This is a genomic window from Pseudomonas sp. PS01299 (assembly GCF_029960145.1).
GTDB classification, from domain to species: Bacteria; Pseudomonadota; Gammaproteobacteria; order Pseudomonadales; family Pseudomonadaceae; genus Aquipseudomonas; species Aquipseudomonas putida_A.
Genome location: NZ_JASCPO010000132.1, coordinates 1 through 15822, shown reverse-complemented (window position 1 = coordinate 15822; position 15822 = coordinate 1). Strand labels below are relative to the sequence as shown.

At 61.0% G+C, this 15822-nt stretch carries 11 protein-coding genes; 5 read left to right on the top strand and 6 right to left on the bottom strand.

The genetic code is table 11. From position 1 onward, the window contains the following. Window positions 1-91 precede the first annotated feature (91 nt). From mapR to QMX91_RS20430, 3 genes are all read right to left on the bottom strand, one after another. Window positions 92-1501: a GntR family transcriptional regulator MpaR gene (mapR, locus tag QMX91_RS20440; RefSeq protein WP_008087199.1), complete on the bottom strand. Its 1410-nt coding sequence runs from the start codon at window positions 1499-1501 to the stop codon at window positions 92-94. A 220-nt stretch (window positions 1502-1721) separates the two neighbouring features. Continuing rightward, the gene (gene ccoG / locus QMX91_RS20435; protein ID WP_096797351.1) at window positions 1722-3152 is read right to left on the bottom strand and encodes a cytochrome c oxidase accessory protein CcoG; all 1431 of its coding nucleotides are present in this window, start codon (window positions 3150-3152) and stop codon (window positions 1722-1724) included. 195 nt (window positions 3153-3347) lie between these two features. Further along, on the bottom strand, window positions 3348-3596 hold the full coding sequence (locus QMX91_RS20430) for a DUF3203 family protein (protein ID WP_134786282.1): 249 nt from the start codon (window positions 3594-3596) through the stop codon (window positions 3348-3350). Between the two features lie 122 nt (window positions 3597-3718). Between QMX91_RS20430 and QMX91_RS20425 the strand changes: the two genes are divergently transcribed. After that, on the top strand, window positions 3719-4231 hold the full coding sequence (locus QMX91_RS20425) for an MgtC/SapB family protein (RefSeq protein ID WP_027613723.1): 513 nt from the start codon (window positions 3719-3721) through the stop codon (window positions 4229-4231). A gap of 40 nt (window positions 4232-4271) precedes the next feature. On the opposite strand, the gene QMX91_RS20420 is transcribed toward QMX91_RS20425, so the two are convergent. Continuing rightward, window positions 4272-4430 (bottom strand): hypothetical protein, encoded by a 159-nt coding sequence (locus QMX91_RS20420; protein ID WP_007966757.1) that lies wholly within the window; start codon window positions 4428-4430, stop codon window positions 4272-4274. 217 nt (window positions 4431-4647) lie between these two features. On the opposite strand from QMX91_RS20420, the gene QMX91_RS20415 reads away from it, so the two are divergent. From QMX91_RS20415 to glgB, 3 genes are all read left to right on the top strand, one after another. After that, window positions 4648-6645: an alpha-1,4-glucan--maltose-1-phosphate maltosyltransferase gene (locus QMX91_RS20415; RefSeq protein ID WP_282413263.1), complete on the top strand. Its 1998-nt coding sequence runs from the start codon at window positions 4648-4650 to the stop codon at window positions 6643-6645. Window positions 6646-6835: 190 nt separating this feature from the next. Then, window positions 6836-10177: a maltose alpha-D-glucosyltransferase gene (treS, locus tag QMX91_RS20410; protein WP_282413262.1), complete on the top strand. Its 3342-nt coding sequence runs from the start codon at window positions 6836-6838 to the stop codon at window positions 10175-10177. A gap of 2 nt (window positions 10178-10179) precedes the next feature. Beyond that, a complete protein-coding gene (glgB, locus tag QMX91_RS20405) occupies window positions 10180-12411 on the top strand; it encodes a 1,4-alpha-glucan branching protein GlgB (RefSeq protein WP_095135576.1) in 2232 nt (743 codons plus the stop codon). Window positions 12412-12533: 122 nt separating this feature from the next. On the opposite strand, the gene QMX91_RS20400 is transcribed toward glgB, so the two are convergent. Together QMX91_RS20400 and QMX91_RS20395 are read right to left on the bottom strand one after the other, a co-directional pair. After that, window positions 12534-13604 (bottom strand): autotransporter outer membrane beta-barrel domain-containing protein, encoded by a 1071-nt coding sequence (locus QMX91_RS20400; RefSeq protein ID WP_282413261.1) that lies wholly within the window; start codon window positions 13602-13604, stop codon window positions 12534-12536. 268 nt (window positions 13605-13872) lie between these two features. Then, window positions 13873-14655, bottom strand: coding sequence for an endonuclease/exonuclease/phosphatase family protein (locus QMX91_RS20395; protein ID WP_210557002.1), 783 nt, complete (start codon window positions 14653-14655; stop codon window positions 13873-13875). 704 nt (window positions 14656-15359) lie between these two features. Between QMX91_RS20395 and QMX91_RS20390 the strand changes: the two genes are divergently transcribed. Beyond that, on the top strand, window positions 15360-15731 hold the full coding sequence (locus QMX91_RS20390; protein ID WP_135295709.1) for a hypothetical protein: 372 nt from the start codon (window positions 15360-15362) through the stop codon (window positions 15729-15731). The last annotated feature ends 91 nt before the right edge of the window (window positions 15732-15822 follow it).

Sequence of the window (15822 nt, the reverse complement as noted above, 5' to 3'; positions counted from 1 at the left end):
CCACAGTAGACCGCGTTTCTCCAGATGGAATGCGGTCTACTGTGGGAGCGGGCTTGCTCGCGAAGGCGTCATAAGCCCCAACATCTGTCTGTCAGAACGACCGCACAATCCGCCCCAACGTCTCCATCGCCTTCTCCGAATCCTCGGTCCACGGGCTGCCGTAATTCAGGCGAATGCAGTTCCTGAACCGCTGAGTCGGCGAGAAGATCGGCCCCGGCGCGATGCTGATGCCCTGCGCCAATGCCATCTGAAACAACTTCAACGAATCCATCTGCGGTGGCAGTTCCAGCCAAAGGAAGTAGCCGCCCGCCGGCTGGCTGACGCGGGTCTGCGCCGGGAAATAGCGGGCAATCGCTGCGAGCATCGCGCTTTGCTGTTCTTCCAGGGCGTAGCGCAGTTTGCGCAAGTGGCGGTCGTAGCCGCCGTGTTGCAGGTAGTCGGCGATGGCCGCTTGCGCCGGCATCGAGGCACAGAGCGAGGTCATCAGTTTCAGCCGTTCGATTTTCTGTGCGTAACGCCCGGCGGCGACCCAGCCGATGCGGTAGCCGGGGGCCAGGCTCTTGGCGAACGAACCGCAGTGCATCACCAGCCCTTCGGTGTCGAAGGCCTTGGCCGGTTTCGGTGCCTGCTGACCGTAATAGAGTTCGGCGTAGACGTCGTCCTCGATCAGCGGCACCTGATGCCGGCGCAGCAGTTCCACCAGTTCCTGTTTCTTCGCCTCGGGCATGGTCGCGCCCATCGGGTTCTGGAAACTGGTCATGCACCAGCAGGCCTTGATCGGATGGCGCTCCAGGGTCTGGGCGAGCACGCCGAGGTCGATACCGTCGCGCGGGTGCACGGGGATTTCCACGGCTTTGAGTTTCAAGCGCTCCAGCACTTGCAGGCTGGCGTAGAACGCCGGGGCTTCGATGGCCACCAGATCGCCCGGCTCGGTCACCGCTTGCAGGCACAGATTCAGCGCTTCGAGGGCGCCGTTGGTGATCAGCAGTTCTTCCATCGGCAGCATCAAGCCGCCAACCATGTAGCGCAGGGCGATCTGCCGACGCAGTTGCGGGTTGCCCGGCGACATGTCGGTGACCACCATGCGCGGGTCCATCTCCCGCGCCGCACTGGCCAGCGAACGTGACAGCCGTTGCAATGGGAACAGGGTCGGGCTGGGGAACGCCGAGCCGAAGGGCACGGTGCTCGGATCCTTGATCGATTCCAGCACCGAGAACACCAGTTCGCTGACGTCGACTTCGGTGGAGTCGTTGACGTGGCTGCTGATCACCGGCTCCGAGAACGGACTCGGTGCGTGGGTGTTGACGAAGTAACCGGAGCGCGGCCGCGCGCGGATCAGACCGCGACGTTCCAGCAGGTAATAGGCCTGGAACACCGTGGACGGGCTGACCCCGTAAGTCTGGCTGGCGTAGCGCACCGACGGCACCCGTTGCCCGGGGCCGAGCACGCCGGAGCGGATCAGTTCAGCGATGTCGTCGGCGAATTTTTCGTAGCGTTTCATCGGGGGCCTTGGTGCTGGTTGGGTGTGTAGGGTGTCAGGGAAAGCCCCTCACCCTAGCCCTCTCCCGGGGGGAGAGGGGACTGATCGGGTTGTATGTTCGAGTTACGCCGACTTGAAAGCCCGGAGTCGAACTCGGGTTTGAAAGCCACTGAGATCTGCTCCCTTTCCCCCTCGCCCCCTGGGGGGAAAGGGCTGGGGTGAGGGGGAGGATTCTAACGGCTCAGCGATTCATCGGCGCCACAAACCTGCTTTTCGCCACGCTATAAATCTCGGGCTCGTCGCTGTCGGCGATCTTGAAGCTCAAGGTCTGCGAGCTGCTGGCCGGGCGTTCCGTGGTCATCGCCACCGATACGGGCACATCGACAATCTCTCCCGGCGCCAGGCTCAGTTCGGTCTTGCCCTGCAACTGGAAGCCATCGCCCTCCACGAGACTCAGGGTGTAGTCCTGGCGCTGTTGGGTCTTGTTGATGACCTTGAGGGTGTAGATGTTCTCGATCTGGCCCTGACCGTTCTCGCGGAACAGCCCGCGATCCTTGGTCACGTCGAGCGAGACCATCGGCCGTTCGACCAAGGCCAGTGCCAGAGCGCCGATCATCACCAGCAGCACCGCGACGTAGCCGATCAGCCGTGGCCGCAGCAAGTGGGTCTTGCCGCCCTGCAATTCGCGTTCGGAACTGTAGCGGATCAGGCCGCGCGGGTAATTCATTTTGTCCATGATCGAATCACAGGCGTCGATGCACGCTGCGCAGCCGATGCATTCCATCTGCAGGCCGTCGCGGATGTCGATGCCGGTCGGGCACACCTGCACGCACAACTGGCAATCGATGCAATCACCGAGGCCGGCTTCGGCGGGTTTCACGTCGCGTTTGCGCGGGCCACGGTTTTCGCCACGGGCGACGTCGTAGGAAATCGCCAGGGTGTCCTTGTCGAACATCACGCTCTGGAACCGCGCATACGGGCACATATGCATGCACACCGCTTCGCGCAGCCAACCGGCGTTGATGTAAGTGGCGGCGGTGAAGAACAGTACCCAGAACAGACTGACCCCGCCGATCTGCAGGGTGAACAGCTCTTCGGCCAGCGGCCGGATCGGCGTGAAGTAGCCGACAAACGTCAGCCCGGTCATCACGCTGATCGCCAGCCACAGAGTGTGCTTGGCCGCGCGCCGGGCCAGTTTGTTCAGACCCCAGGGCGCCGCTTGCAGTTTGATCCGCTGGTTGCGTTCGCCCTCGGTGACTTTTTCGCACCACATGAAGATCCACGTCCACGAGCTCTGCGGGCAGGTGTAACCGCACCAGACCCGGCCGGCGAACACGGTGATGGCGAACAGACCGAACGCAGCAATGATCAGCAGCGCCGAGAGCAGGATGAAATCCTGTGGCCAGAAGGTCGCGCCGAAGATATGGAATTTGCTTTCGGCCAAGTCCCACAGCACGGCCTGACGACCGCCCCAGTTCAGCCACACGGTGCCGAAGAACAGCAGAAACAGAAAGCCCGCGCCGCTGATGCGCAAGGTGCGGAACAGGCCGGTGAAACTGCGGGTGTGGATGTGATTGTCGGTGGAGCCGGCCTTCGCCTTCATCGGGCGACCAGGCACATTTTTTATGGTGGGGCTTGCTTCTACGGTTCGGACGGGGATTTGTTCGCTCATGGTCATTCGCTCATCAGCCTCCATCAGGCGGATGAACTATGAGCGCCGATCTGTTTGCATAACAGACTCAGCTATTTGAATAAAAAGCGTATCAGATGGCGTTTAGTACACATCCTGCGACAACTTGAAGCAGCCCGCAGACGCAGGCGCAAACGCCTATCGCAGGCGTCTGCGCCGGATGTTGATCCGGATCAGTCAAATCACCGAATCACTCTCGTCAGCCTTCAGGTGCTTGCGGCCATCCTTCGCACCGGCGACGGTCAGTGCATCGGCTTCTGCTTCGGTGATGTAAACGCGCCGGCCTTCAATCTCTACGAACGACATGGCTTTTTCGCTATCGGTTTTGACTTCCAGCGTGTCGCAGATACGAATTTCTTCACCATTTTCGACGGTGAAAAAACACACTTTGGATTCGGGATTGGATTCATCGATTCGAACGGGCATGAGGCTGTCCTTTTTCATGGGTACCTGAGAGGTTAGGGCGCGCGCGTGGCCGATCGTTCTGCGCAACTGATTAATGGTCGCTGCTGTCCATCCACTAACGACCAATAAGAAAGGAGGGAGCGATGAACGCCTGGTGGCATGAAGTGTGGGTGACGCTGCAAGCGGAGTTCGCCGACGTCGGCGATGCCTCGCAACTGACGCGCATCACCGTGCGCCTGTTGATGGCGGCGGTGCTGGGCGGAATTCTCGGTTTCGAACGCGAGCACAAGGGCAAGGCTGCCGGGGTGCGTACGCACATGCTGGTGGCGTTGGGGGCGGCGCTGTTTGTGCTGGTGCCGCAGACCTCGGGGGCTGAATCCGATGCGATGAGCCGGGTGTTGCAGGGAGTGATCGCCGGGATCGGCTTTTTGGGCGCCGGGACGATTCTGAAGAATCAGGAGGGTGACGAAGGGCACGTGAAAGGACTGACCACGGCAGCCGGGTTGTGGATGACGGCGGCGATCGGCGTGGCAGCCGGGTTGGGCAGGGAAGCGACGGCGCTGCTCAGCACTTTGCTGGCGCTGGGGATTTTCAGCGTGATGCCACGGGTGGTCAGGATGTTTGAGAAGGATGGGGAGAAAAACCAGCACCTGTAACCGATCGTTCCCATGATGGTGGGAACGATCGGCTGCGTGCTTAGACGATCACCGGTGGCATCGTCGTCGGCGGCTCTTCCTTCGGCGGTGGCGTGGTGCCTGGGGGTTCCTGCTCGGGGACCGGTTGTGGCTCGGTCTCGGGCAGGGTGGGTTTGTCGATGTTCGGATCAGGCGTTTCGGCCGGGATCGGGATGTTCATCTGTAGACCTCCGTGTGGCACATGGCGTGAGAAGTGCTTAAGTGGATTGACCACCGTGTGATGAATTCGATCCGCTTTTCTGACCAGACAAATCCCTGTGAACTTTTCCCCGCGCCGGTCGCTCGGAACCTAAGTGAGTTCAAGTCGGGGCCGGTGCCTCATTGTGAACACTGTTCCGGCACAAGAGCGTCCTTGGGGCGTTAAGGAGAGATGCTCGATGTCTGCTGAAAAACCTTCAGAGCAGAGCTACAACCCGCACATGCCGCTGTCGCAGGCGTTGCTGCTGCCGCGCATCGTGATCGAAAACACCATGCCGACCCTCGATGGCGGGCAGTTTGCCGTGAAGTCGATCGTCGAGCGTGACGTGATCGTCACCAGCAAGGTCTTCGCCGACGGCCATGACAAGCTGGCCGTGCGTATCCGCTGGCGTGCCGAGGGCGAAGAGTCCTGGCACAGCGAGGTGATGAACGAGCTGGGCAATAACAGTTGGCAGGGGCAGTTTCGTCCGGACCACCAGGGTCGCTATCTGTACTGCATCGAAGCGTGGATCGACCATTTCGCCAGTTTCCAGTACGAACTGGAGAAAAAGCACAACGCCGCCGTCCCGGTGTCGCTCGAACTGCAGGAAGGGCGCAGCATGGTGCTGCAGGCCGCCGAGCGCAGCGACGGTCATCTCAGCGAACAGCTCGCCGCCTTGCATCATGAATTGTCCGGCCTGCTCGAAACCGAGCAAGTGGCGCTGTTTCTGCACTCGCGCAGTGCGCAATTGATGTTGCAGGCCGATCACCGTGCCTATCTGAGCTTGAGTGCCGAATTCCCGGTGGATGTTGAACGGGAACTGGCCGAGTTTGCCAGTTGGTACGAGCTGTTTCCGCGCTCGATTACTGACGATCCCAAGCGTCACGGCACGTTCAACGACGTGCACTCGCGTCTGCCGATGATTCAGGACATGGGCTTCGACGTGTTGTACTTCACGCCGATCCACCCGATCGGCCGCGCCCACCGCAAGGGCCGCAACAATTCCCTGACCGCCGGCCCGGAAGATCCGGGCAGTCCGTATGCCATCGGCAGTGAGGAGGGCGGGCACGAGGCGATTCACTCGCAGCTCGGTACTCGCGAAGACTTCCGCCGGCTGGTGGCCGCCGCCGCTGAGCATGGCCTGGAAATCGCCCTCGATTTCGCCATTCAGTGTTCGCAGGATCACCCGTGGCTCAAGCAGCATCCGGGCTGGTTCAACTGGCGCCCGGACGGCACGATCAAATACGCGGAAAACCCGCCGAAGAAATACCAGGACATCGTCAATGTCGACTTCTATGCGCCGGACGCGATCCCCAGTCTGTGGGTCGAGCTGCGCGATATCGTCGTCGGCTGGGTCAACGAAGGTGTGAAAATCTTCCGCGTCGACAATCCGCACACCAAGCCGCTGCCGTTCTGGCAATGGCTGATCGCCGATGTGCGGGCGCTGCACCCGGAGGTGATTTTCCTCGCCGAGGCGTTCACCACACCGGCGATGATGGCGCGTCTGGGCAAGGTCGGTTACAGCCAGAGCTACACCTACTTCACCTGGCGCAATACCAAGTCGGAACTGGCGAGCTACTTCACCGAACTCAACGAGTCGCCGTGGCGCGAATGCTACCGGCCGAACTTCTTCGTCAACACGCCGGACATCAACCCGGCGTTCCTGCATGAGTCGGGGCGGCCGGGGTTTCTGATCCGCGCGGCGCTGGCGACCATGGGGTCGGGCCTGTGGGGCATGTATTCCGGTTATGAACTGTGCGAATCGGCGCCGGTGCCGGGCAAGGAGGAATACCTTGATTCGGAGAAGTACGAGATCCGCGTCCGCGACTTCAATGCGCCGGGCAACATCATTGCCGAAATCGCCCAGCTCAACCGCATCCGTCGGCAGAACCCGGCGCTGCACACGCATCTGGGGCTGAAGGTCTACAACGCCTGGAACGACAACATTCTGTACTTCGGCAAGCGCAGCTTTGACGGCAGCAATTTCATTCTGGTGGCGGTGAGCCTCGATCCGCACAACGTGCAGGAAGCCAATTTCGAACTGCCGCTGTGGGAGATGGGCCTGCCCGACGACGCGACCACCCACGGTGAGGACTTGATGAACGGGCATCGCTGGGACTGGCATGGCAAGTATCAGTTCATGCGCATTGACCCGGCGTTCCAGCCGTTCGGGATCTGGCGGATTACTGCCGCGTAAGACCTTGCTCAAAAACTTGTGGTGAGGGGATTTATCCCCGACTGGCTGCGCAGCAGCCACAAAGAACAACCGGGTAAAACTGAATAAAAGCAGGGCCGCTTCGCAGCCCGTCGGGGATGAATCCCCTCACCACAGAGCCCCTCATCACAGGGCATCCGTGTGGTCTGACAGAATTGAACAGGAGTTTCACATGGCGAAGAAACCCAAGGCAGCCACCTTTATCAAAGACCCGCTCTGGTACAAGGATGCGGTGATCTATCAAGTTCACGTCAAATCGTTTTTCGACTCCAACAACGACGGGATCGGCGACTTTCCCGGCCTGATCGCCAAACTCGATTACATCGCCGAACTCGGCGTCAACACCATCTGGCTGCTGCCGTTCTACCCGTCGCCACGTCGCGATGACGGCTATGACATCGCCGAATACCGCGGCGTACACAGCGACTACGGGACCATGGCCGACGCCAAGCGCTTTATCGCCGAGGCGCACAAGCGTGGTTTGCGGGTGATCACCGAGTTGGTCATCAACCACACCTCGGATCAGCACCCGTGGTTCCAGCGGGCGCGCAAGGCCAAGCCCGGTTCGGCGGCGCGCGACTTCTATGTGTGGTCGGATGACGATCAGAAGTACGACGGCACGCGGATCATCTTCCTCGACACCGAGAAGTCGAACTGGACCTGGGATCCGGTCGCCGGTCAGTACTTCTGGCACCGTTTCTACTCGCACCAGCCCGACCTCAACTTCGACAACCCGCAAGTAATGAAAGCAGTGCTGTCGGTGATGCGTTACTGGCTGGACATGGGCATCGACGGCCTGCGTCTCGACGCGATTCCGTACCTGATCGAACGCGACGGCACCAACAACGAAAACCTGCCTGAGACCCACGACGTCCTCAAGCAGATCCGGGCCGAGATCGACGCCAATTACCCGGACCGCATGCTGCTGGCCGAGGCCAACCAATGGCCGGAAGACACCCAGCTGTACTTCGGCGACACCGATGCCGAGGGCGTCAACGGCGACGAATGCCACATGGCCTTTCACTTCCCGCTGATGCCGCGCATGTACATGGCGCTGGCCCAGGAGGATCGCTTCCCGATCACCGACATTTTGCGGCAGACCCCGGAAATTCCTGCCAACTGCCAGTGGGCAATCTTTCTGCGCAACCACGATGAGTTAACGCTGGAGATGGTCACCGACAAAGAGCGCGACTATCTGTGGAATTACTACGCCGCTGACCGCCGCGCGCGGATCAACCTTGGCATTCGTCGGCGTCTGGCGCCGTTGATGGAGCGTGACCGCCGCCGCGTTGAACTGCTCAACAGCCTGCTGCTGTCGATGCCCGGCACGCCGACCCTGTATTACGGCGACGAAATCGGCATGGGCGACAACATCTACCTCGGCGACCGCGACGGCGTGCGCACGCCGATGCAATGGTCGATCGACCGCAACGGCGGCTTCTCCCGCGCCGATCCGGCCAGTCTGGTGCTGCCGCCGATCATGGATCCGCAATACGGTTATCTGTCGGTCAACGTCGAGACTCAGGCTGGCGATCCGCATTCGTTGCTGAACTGGACGCGGCGCATGCTCGCCGTGCGCAAGCAGTCCAAGGCGTTCGGTCGCGGCACGCTGAAGATGCTCTCGCCGAGCAACCGGCGGATTCTGGCGTACACCCGGGAATTCACCGACGCCGACGGCAAGCACGAAATCATTCTTTGCGTGGCCAACGTCTCGCGCAGCGCGCAGGCGGCGGAACTCGATCTGTCGGCCTACGTCGGCATGGTCCCGGTGGAGATGCTCGGCGGTAACGCGTTCCCGCCGATCGGCCAACTGAATTTCCTCCTGACCCTGGCGCCGTATGGTTTCTACTGGTTCGCCCTGGCCACGGAAAACCAGATGCCGAGCTGGCACGTGGAACCGGCGCAGAGCCTGCCGGACTTCACCACGCTGGTGCTGAAAAAACGCATGGAAGAACTGCTCGAAACGCCGACCCGCAACACCCTGGAGCAGAGCATTCTGCCGAGCTGGCTGCAGAACCGCCGCTGGTTCGCCGGCAAGGACGCAGCCATCGAGCAGGTCAATCTGGCCTACGGCGTGCGCTTCGGCGATGCGCAGCATCCGGTGTTGCTCAGCGAGATCGAAGTCACCAGCGCCGGGCAGACCAGCCGCTATCAACTGCCGTTCGGCTTCATCGCCGAAGATCAGGTCGGCCCGGCGTTGCCGCAGCAACTGGCATTGTCGCGTGTTCGTCGCGGGCGTCAGGTCGGTCTGATCACTGACGCGTTCAGCCTCGAAACGTTTGTCCACGCGGTGCTGCAAGGCATGCAGAGCAACACCGTGCTCAACTCCGAACAGGGCGAGATTCGTTTTGCGCCGACCGCGCAACTGGAAAAACTCGGCCTCGGTGCCGAATCCGAGGTGCGTTATCTGTCGGCCGAGCAATCGAACAGTTCGGTGGTGATCGGCAACAGTCTGGTGCTGAAGCTGATCCGCAAGGTCGCTTCGGGTGTTCACCCGGAGCTGGAAATGAGCGCGTATCTGACCGAGGCCGGTTTCGCCAACATCTCGCCGCTGCTCGGCTCGGTAATTCGCCGCGATGGCGCGGGCGAGGACAATCTGCTGATGATCGCCCAAGGCTATCTGAGCAATCAGGGCGATGCCTGGGAATGGACGCAGAACAACCTCGAACGAGCGTTGCGTGATGAACTGGCGGACGCGATGTCCGAGCAGGAACAGCATTACAACGCCCTCGGCGAGCTGAAGGACTTTGCCGGCATGCTCGGCCAGCGTCTGGGCGAAATGCATCAAGTGCTGGCGGCGCCAAGCGACAACGCTGACTTCGCCCCGCAAACCACCAGCGCCAAGGACGCCCAAGCCACTGGCAAGGACGTCGCGGCGCAGGTCGAGCATGCGTTGAAGCTGCTCAAGCAGCATCAGAGTCATCTGAGCGCGGCGGATCAGAAAATGGTCGCGCGGCTGCTCGACAACAAAAAAGTCATCCTCGGCCATGTGCAGGAACTCGCGCAGAAAGCCGTTGGCGGTTTGCGGATTCGCGTCCACGGCGACCTGCACCTGGGTCAGGTGCTGGTGATCAAGGGCGATGCCTATCTGATCGATTTCGAGGGTGAACCGGCGCGGCCGCTGCACGAACGGCGCGGCAAACACAGTCCGTACAAGGACGTCAGCGGCGTGCTGCGTTCCTTCGATTACGCGGCGGCGATGACGATCAACGTGCACAACGTCGATCACAGTCCAGAGTCGGAAGCGGCCCGCCATCGCGTTGCCGAGCGCTACCTGCGTGAGGCGCGCGAGGCATTTGTTCAGGCATATCGCCAAGCGGCAGCTAGTCTTGATCATGCCTGGCAGGATCCTGCGGGTGCCGACGCTGCGCTTGCGCTGTTCGGCCTGGAGAAGGCGGCCTATGAAGTGGCCTATGAAGCCGAAAATCGCCCCACGTGGCTGCCCGTGCCGTTGCACGGTTTGTATGGGTTATTGACGGGGCTTAAACCCTTTTCCGATCTTGGTGGAGAGTAGTCATGAGTTTCTCGAACAAGGAACAGGGTCACGCTAAAGAAGCGTTATTGCCGGCGGCGCGGGACATCGACGCCCTGGTGCGCGCTGAACACCACGACCCGTTTTCCATTCTCGGCCCGCACGGTGATGGTGCCGGTGGGCAGTTCATCCGCGCTTATCTGCCGGGTGCATTGAAAGTCGAAGTGCTGGACAAGGACAGCGGTGAAGAACGCGGCGAACTGCAAGCCACCGAAACACCGGGATTGTTTGTCGGTCACTTCGATCAGGCGCGGCCGTATCTGCTGCGCACGCGTTGGGCCGGCGGCGAACAGGTCGCGGAAGATCCCTACAGCTTCGGTCAGTTGCTCGGCGAAATGGATTTGTATCTGTTCGCTGAAGGCAATCACCGCGACCTCAGCAGTTGCCTCGGCGCGCAACTGACCACCGTCGATGGCGTCGACGGCGTGCGCTTTGCCGTGTGGGCGCCGAATGCTCGCCGAGTGTCGGTGGTCGGCGATTTCAACGTGTGGGATGGTCGCCGGCATCCGATGCGCCTGCGGCATCCATCCGGGGTCTGGGAGTTGTTTATTCCGCGCCTGCAAGCAGGGGAGTTGTACAAGTACGAAATCCTCGGCGCCCACGGCATCCTGCCGTTGAAGGCCGACCCGATGGCCCTGGCCACCAGCCTGCCGCCGGACACCGCGTCGAAAGTCGCCGCACCGCTGCAGATCAACTGGCAGGATCAGGACTGGATGAACGGCCGCCGCGAGCGGCAGAAGCATTCAGCGCCGCTGTCGATCTACGAATTGCATGCCGGCTCGTGGCAGTGCGAACTGGACGATCTGGGCGAAGTCGCCCGCCAGTACACTTGGCCGGAACTGGCCGAGCGCTTGATTCCTTACGTCAAGGAACTGGGTTTCACCCACATTGAACTGATGCCGATCATGGAGCACCCGTTTGGCGGCTCATGGGGTTATCAGTTGCTCTCGCAATTCGCCCCGAGCGCCCGATACGGCACGCCGGAGCAATTTGGTGAGTTCGTCGACGCCTGCCACCGCGCCGACATCGGCGTGATCCTCGACTGGGTGCCAGCGCATTTCCCCACTGATACTCACGGTCTGGCGCAGTTCGACGGCACGGCGTTGTACGAATACGGCAACCCGCTGGAAGGCTTTCATCAGGACTGGGACACGCTGATTTACAACCTTGGGCGCACTGAAGTTCACGGCTACATGCTGGCGTCGGCGTTGCACTGGTTGAAGCATTTCCACATCGATGGCCTGCGCGTCGATGCGGTGGCCTCGATGCTGTATCGCGACTATTCGCGCAAGGCCGGCGAATGGGTACCGAACCGTCACGGCGGGCGCGAGAATCTGGAAGCGATCGATTTCCTCCGGCACTTGAATGACGTGGTCGAACTGGAAGCCCCGGGGGCGCTGGTGATCGCCGAGGAGTCCACCGCATGGCCGGGCGTCAGTCAGAGCACCCAGCAGGGTGGTCTCGGTTTCGCCTACAAATGGAACATGGGCTGGATGCACGACTCGCTGCACTACATCCAGCAGGATCCGGTGTACCGCGCGCATCACCATAACGAACTGAGTTTCGGTCTGGTCTACGCCTGGTCCGAGCGCTTCATCCTGCCGATCTCCCACGACGAAGTGGTGCACGGCAAGCATTCGCTGATCGACAAGATGCCCGGCGACCGCTGGCAGAAATTCGCCAACCTGCGCGCCTATCTGAGTTTCATGTGGACCCATCCGGGCAAGAAGCTGTTGTTCATGGGCTGCGAATTCGGCCAGTGGCGCGAGTGGAATCACGATCAGCAACTGGACTGGTACCTGCTGCAATACTCGGAACACAAAGGCGTGCAGAAACTGGTCGGCGACCTCAATCGCTTGTACCGCGAAGAACCGGCGCTGCACGACCAGGACGATGCACCGCAGGGCTTCCAGTGGTTGATTGGCGATGACGCGATCAACAGCGTGTACGCGTGGCTGCGCTGGAGCAAGGACGGCAAACCGGTGCTGGTGGTGGCCAACTTCACCCCGGTGCCGCGTCAGTCGTACCGGGTCGGCGTACCGTTCGCCGGACGCTGGAACGAACTGCTCAACAGCGATGCCGACACCTACGCCGGTTCGAATTATGGCAATGGCGGCGGGGCGTTTACCGAAGAGGTGCCGAGCCATGGGCAGTCGCTGTCGCTGGAGCTGAATCTGCCGCCGCTGGCGGTGTTGATTCTCAAGCCGGAGGGTTGATCCGCGACCGCGTCGCTGCCATCGCGAGCAGGCTCACTCCTACATTTGGAATGCGTCTCCCTGTAGGAGTGAGCCTGCTCGCGATGGCGTCAGCTCAGAGGCCATCGCCCCTCAAGCCGAAATCACCAACGCATCCGCACCCCCAGGCTGCCAATCAACCCGTTCAAGTCATTGTCATCCACATCACTGCTGTAATCGGCGCTGACATACAGGCTGACCGCCGGCGTCACCCGCGCCACTAATCCGAGCCCTAATTCGACCGTCGATGATTTGCGGCTGCTGCTGATCTTGTCGACCTGGTCCAGGGTCACCGTGTTGCCGGTATACACCGTGTGCCAGAGGTTGGTGCGCACGTAGGGTTCCACGGGCAGACCGTTCACATCGTAGCTACCTTTGAGGCGGGCGCCGACGCGGCCGCTCCATGCCGACAGATCCGATGATGAAGCGTTGCCGGCACCCGCGTACGGCGTGTCGAGGGTGATGCGCTGATTGATCAGCTGCGCCTGGGGTTCAACCACCCAGTTGCCGCCCAGGCCGATCGGATACCCACCTTCGACCGAGAAGGTCATCGCACTGCCTTCGGTGGCCTGGCGCACGCCTTGTTCGTTGCGACTGAAACCGCTGACCCGGCCACCGCTGGCCGTCAGGTCGACATGCCAGCCTTGCGCGCCAGTCAGGCGGTAATAAGCGCCGAGGCTCTGGCCTTGCAGATTCAGGGTGTCGGTGGTCGGATCGGCGAGGGCGCGGCTGCTGAACAGGCCGGCGCTGTTGGCCTGGATCTGGTTGTATCCGCCAATCAGGCCGAGCGTCTGGGTGTGACCGCCGGCGCTTTGCACGGTGAGCACGGGCGGGCCTTTGAAGTCGCCGTTGCCGGGCGTGGCAAAACCTGGCGAAAGCACGTCGGTTTGCGCTTGCCGGGCGCTTTGTCCGTACAACCGGTCCCAGGCTGCCGGCGCCAGATCTTCGGTGATCAGGTCGGTGCCGCGCAAATCGGGACGTGGACTCAGGCGTTGTGGCTCGGGGGTGACAACGGTTGCCGGCAGGGTCAGAACGGGCATGTCCTGGTGATACCAGGGAGTGGTTTCATCCGCCGCAGGTCCGGCCTGCGCCTCCATGGATGAGCACAGCAGAATCGAACTCGACACTGTGCAAAACGTCACTTTGATTTCTTGCGGGGTGAATGAGCTTTTCATGGAGGTCTACCTTGCAAGCGCATGCGGGCTCTCTTTTCTGGCGTCTCTCCTACCCCGAACGAGGGGCGACCGAATGGGGCGGGGCGAACCGCGGCGCTCGATTTCGCGAGTGCCGGAAGGGTCGCCCCGGTTAGTGATTCCGGGGGTAGTAAGGTAGAGATAAGAAGAGTGATGCCCATGCGTCAAGAAACTGAACGATGAGCGGTACGGCTAAATCAGGCGCTGCAAGTGTTTGTTTTTCTGCACATATCTAAGTCGTTGTCTGTGCTCACAAATGCACTTCGACCGCCAGCGGCAAATGGTCCGACAAGTGCGTCCACGGCTTGTTGCCGAGGATCTGCGGGTCGTGGCTGCTGGCATTGCGCAGGTAAATGCGGTCCAGGCGCAGCAGTGGAAAACGCGCGGGGTAGGTCTTGGCCGGGCGGCCGTGGTGGCGTTCGAAGGCTTCGTGCAGATAATCGCGGCGGGCGAGGGCGATATTGCCCTGCAACTGCCAGTCATTGAAGTCGCCGGCAATGATCACCGGTGCATCGTCGGGCAATGATTCGAGCAACTGGCAAAGCAACTGCAACTGCAATTGGCGGTGGCTTTCCAGCAGACTCAGGTGCACGCAGATCGCGTGGACTTCGGCGTGGCCGGGTACGTCCAGCACGCAGTGCAGCAGGCCGCGGCGCTCGGGGCCGGTGATCGACACGTCGAGGTTGCGGTATTCGCGGATCGGGTATTTCGACAGCAGGGCATTGCCATGATGACCATCGGGGTACACCGCGTTGCGCCCGTAGGCAAAGTCGCTCCACATGCTGTCGGCAAGAAATTCGTATTGCGAGGTTTGCGGCCACTCGTGGTAGCGATTGGAATGGCGCTCGTGTTCGCCCACCACCTCCTGCAGAAACACCAGATCGGCCGAGGTGCTGCGCACCGCTTCGCGCAGTTCCGGCAGGATGAAGCGCCGGTTGAGGGCGGTAAAACCCTTGTGAGTGTTGACCGTCAGCACGCGCAGGCGATGGATGACGGGGGCGTCTACGGCGTGACGCTTGGGATCGCTGGACACGTTCACTCCTCTGAAAAAACGGCTTCCTGTTCATGCGACTGGTCTGTGAGCGGGCAGTTCCTTCCAGATGCCTCAGGCCGTAATGCAAATCACCAGAGCCGCCAGGAAACCTGTGGGAGCGAGCTTGCTCGCGAAAGCGGTCTCCCGATCGACCAATCTCCGACTGAATGCACTCGGTCAAATTGTGGGAGCTGGCTTGCCAGCGATGACGGCTCACAAGCCGACCAACCTCCCACTGAATGCAAGCATTCCAACTGTGGGAGCGGCGGTGCGACGATTCGACTTGCTCGCGAAAGCGGCCTATCAGACAAAATCAAAACAACAGAGCAAACCCCGCAAATAAACATAACCCCGCAACCACGTTTAAAGTACACGAACCGTTACGCCATAACGGCTACAACGCCTTGCGCCGTTACCTACGCGTACGCCAGAATCCGCCGGCTTACACGACCATACCCTGCGCTATATCGTTTTCCTGCCACTGCCCATCGGTGGTCGGGTTTAGTAGCCCGTATGGTTTTAGTAAGTGCATGAGTCCCATTGAGCCAGGCGTATCTATTGCCTGCACTTCGATGGTGGTTGTGCGCAGGGCGCTCTCGAGCGCGCCGGTCTTGCTAATTCCTCCGGTCTACTAACCTGTGCACAGCCGCCACCCTTCTTTTAGTAGAGAACGGTCGCGGCTCTCAATCAGGAATTAGATATTTATGTTCAAAGCCACACCTAACCCCCCAGACACCTCGATCCCGTACGACCCAGCCCTCGACCCGCAGAAGATAAAAGCGGCAACCGACCGCGCCATCAACTTCTACCTCAACCCCGGCGCATTGAAGATCTCGATCCCTTCAACCTCGTCATGCAAGGCGAACAGAATCTTCCTCATCGACCCCACCGTGGACGAAGAAACCTTGCTCGTCGAAGCCTGCGAATCATTGGCCGCCGCCAGCGACATGGCCCGCGATATCGGCGACGTCGTCGACCACCCACAGCGCCGGGCCATGCTGATGCTGCATCAGGTGATCATGCTCAGTGAACTGATGGTCAACCGGGTACTGGACGGCCGCCGCGTCCCGAACTAACTGCCCGGCCCCCCCCTGTAGGAGCTGCCGAAGGCTGCGATCTTTTGATGTTGCTTTTAAAAAACAAGATCAAAAGATCGCAGCCTTCGGC

Excerpts from the sequence above, each read along its gene's own strand:
- treS (WP_282413262.1), top strand. The coding sequence starts at position 6,836 with ATGGCGAAGAAACCCAAGGCAGCCACCTTTATCAAAGACCCGCTCTGG.
- QMX91_RS20390 (WP_135295709.1), top strand. The coding sequence starts at position 15,360 with ATGTTCAAAGCCACACCTAACCCCCCAGACACCTCGATCCCGTACGAC.
- QMX91_RS20415 (WP_282413263.1), top strand. The coding sequence starts at position 4,648 with ATGTCTGCTGAAAAACCTTCAGAGCAGAGCTACAACCCGCACATGCCG.
- mapR (WP_008087199.1), bottom strand. The coding sequence starts at position 1,501 with ATGAAACGCTACGAAAAATTCGCCGACGACATCGCTGAACTGATCCGC.
- glgB (WP_095135576.1), top strand. The coding sequence starts at position 10,180 with ATGAGTTTCTCGAACAAGGAACAGGGTCACGCTAAAGAAGCGTTATTG.
- QMX91_RS20425 (WP_027613723.1), top strand. The coding sequence starts at position 3,719 with ATGAACGCCTGGTGGCATGAAGTGTGGGTGACGCTGCAAGCGGAGTTC.
- QMX91_RS20400 (WP_282413261.1), bottom strand. The coding sequence starts at position 13,604 with ATGAAAAGCTCATTCACCCCGCAAGAAATCAAAGTGACGTTTTGCACA.
- QMX91_RS20430 (WP_134786282.1), bottom strand. The coding sequence starts at position 3,596 with ATGCCCGTTCGAATCGATGAATCCAATCCCGAATCCAAAGTGTGTTTT.
- QMX91_RS20420 (WP_007966757.1), bottom strand. The coding sequence starts at position 4,430 with ATGAACATCCCGATCCCGGCCGAAACGCCTGATCCGAACATCGACAAA.
- ccoG (WP_096797351.1), bottom strand. The coding sequence starts at position 3,152 with ATGAGCGAACAAATCCCCGTCCGAACCGTAGAAGCAAGCCCCACCATA.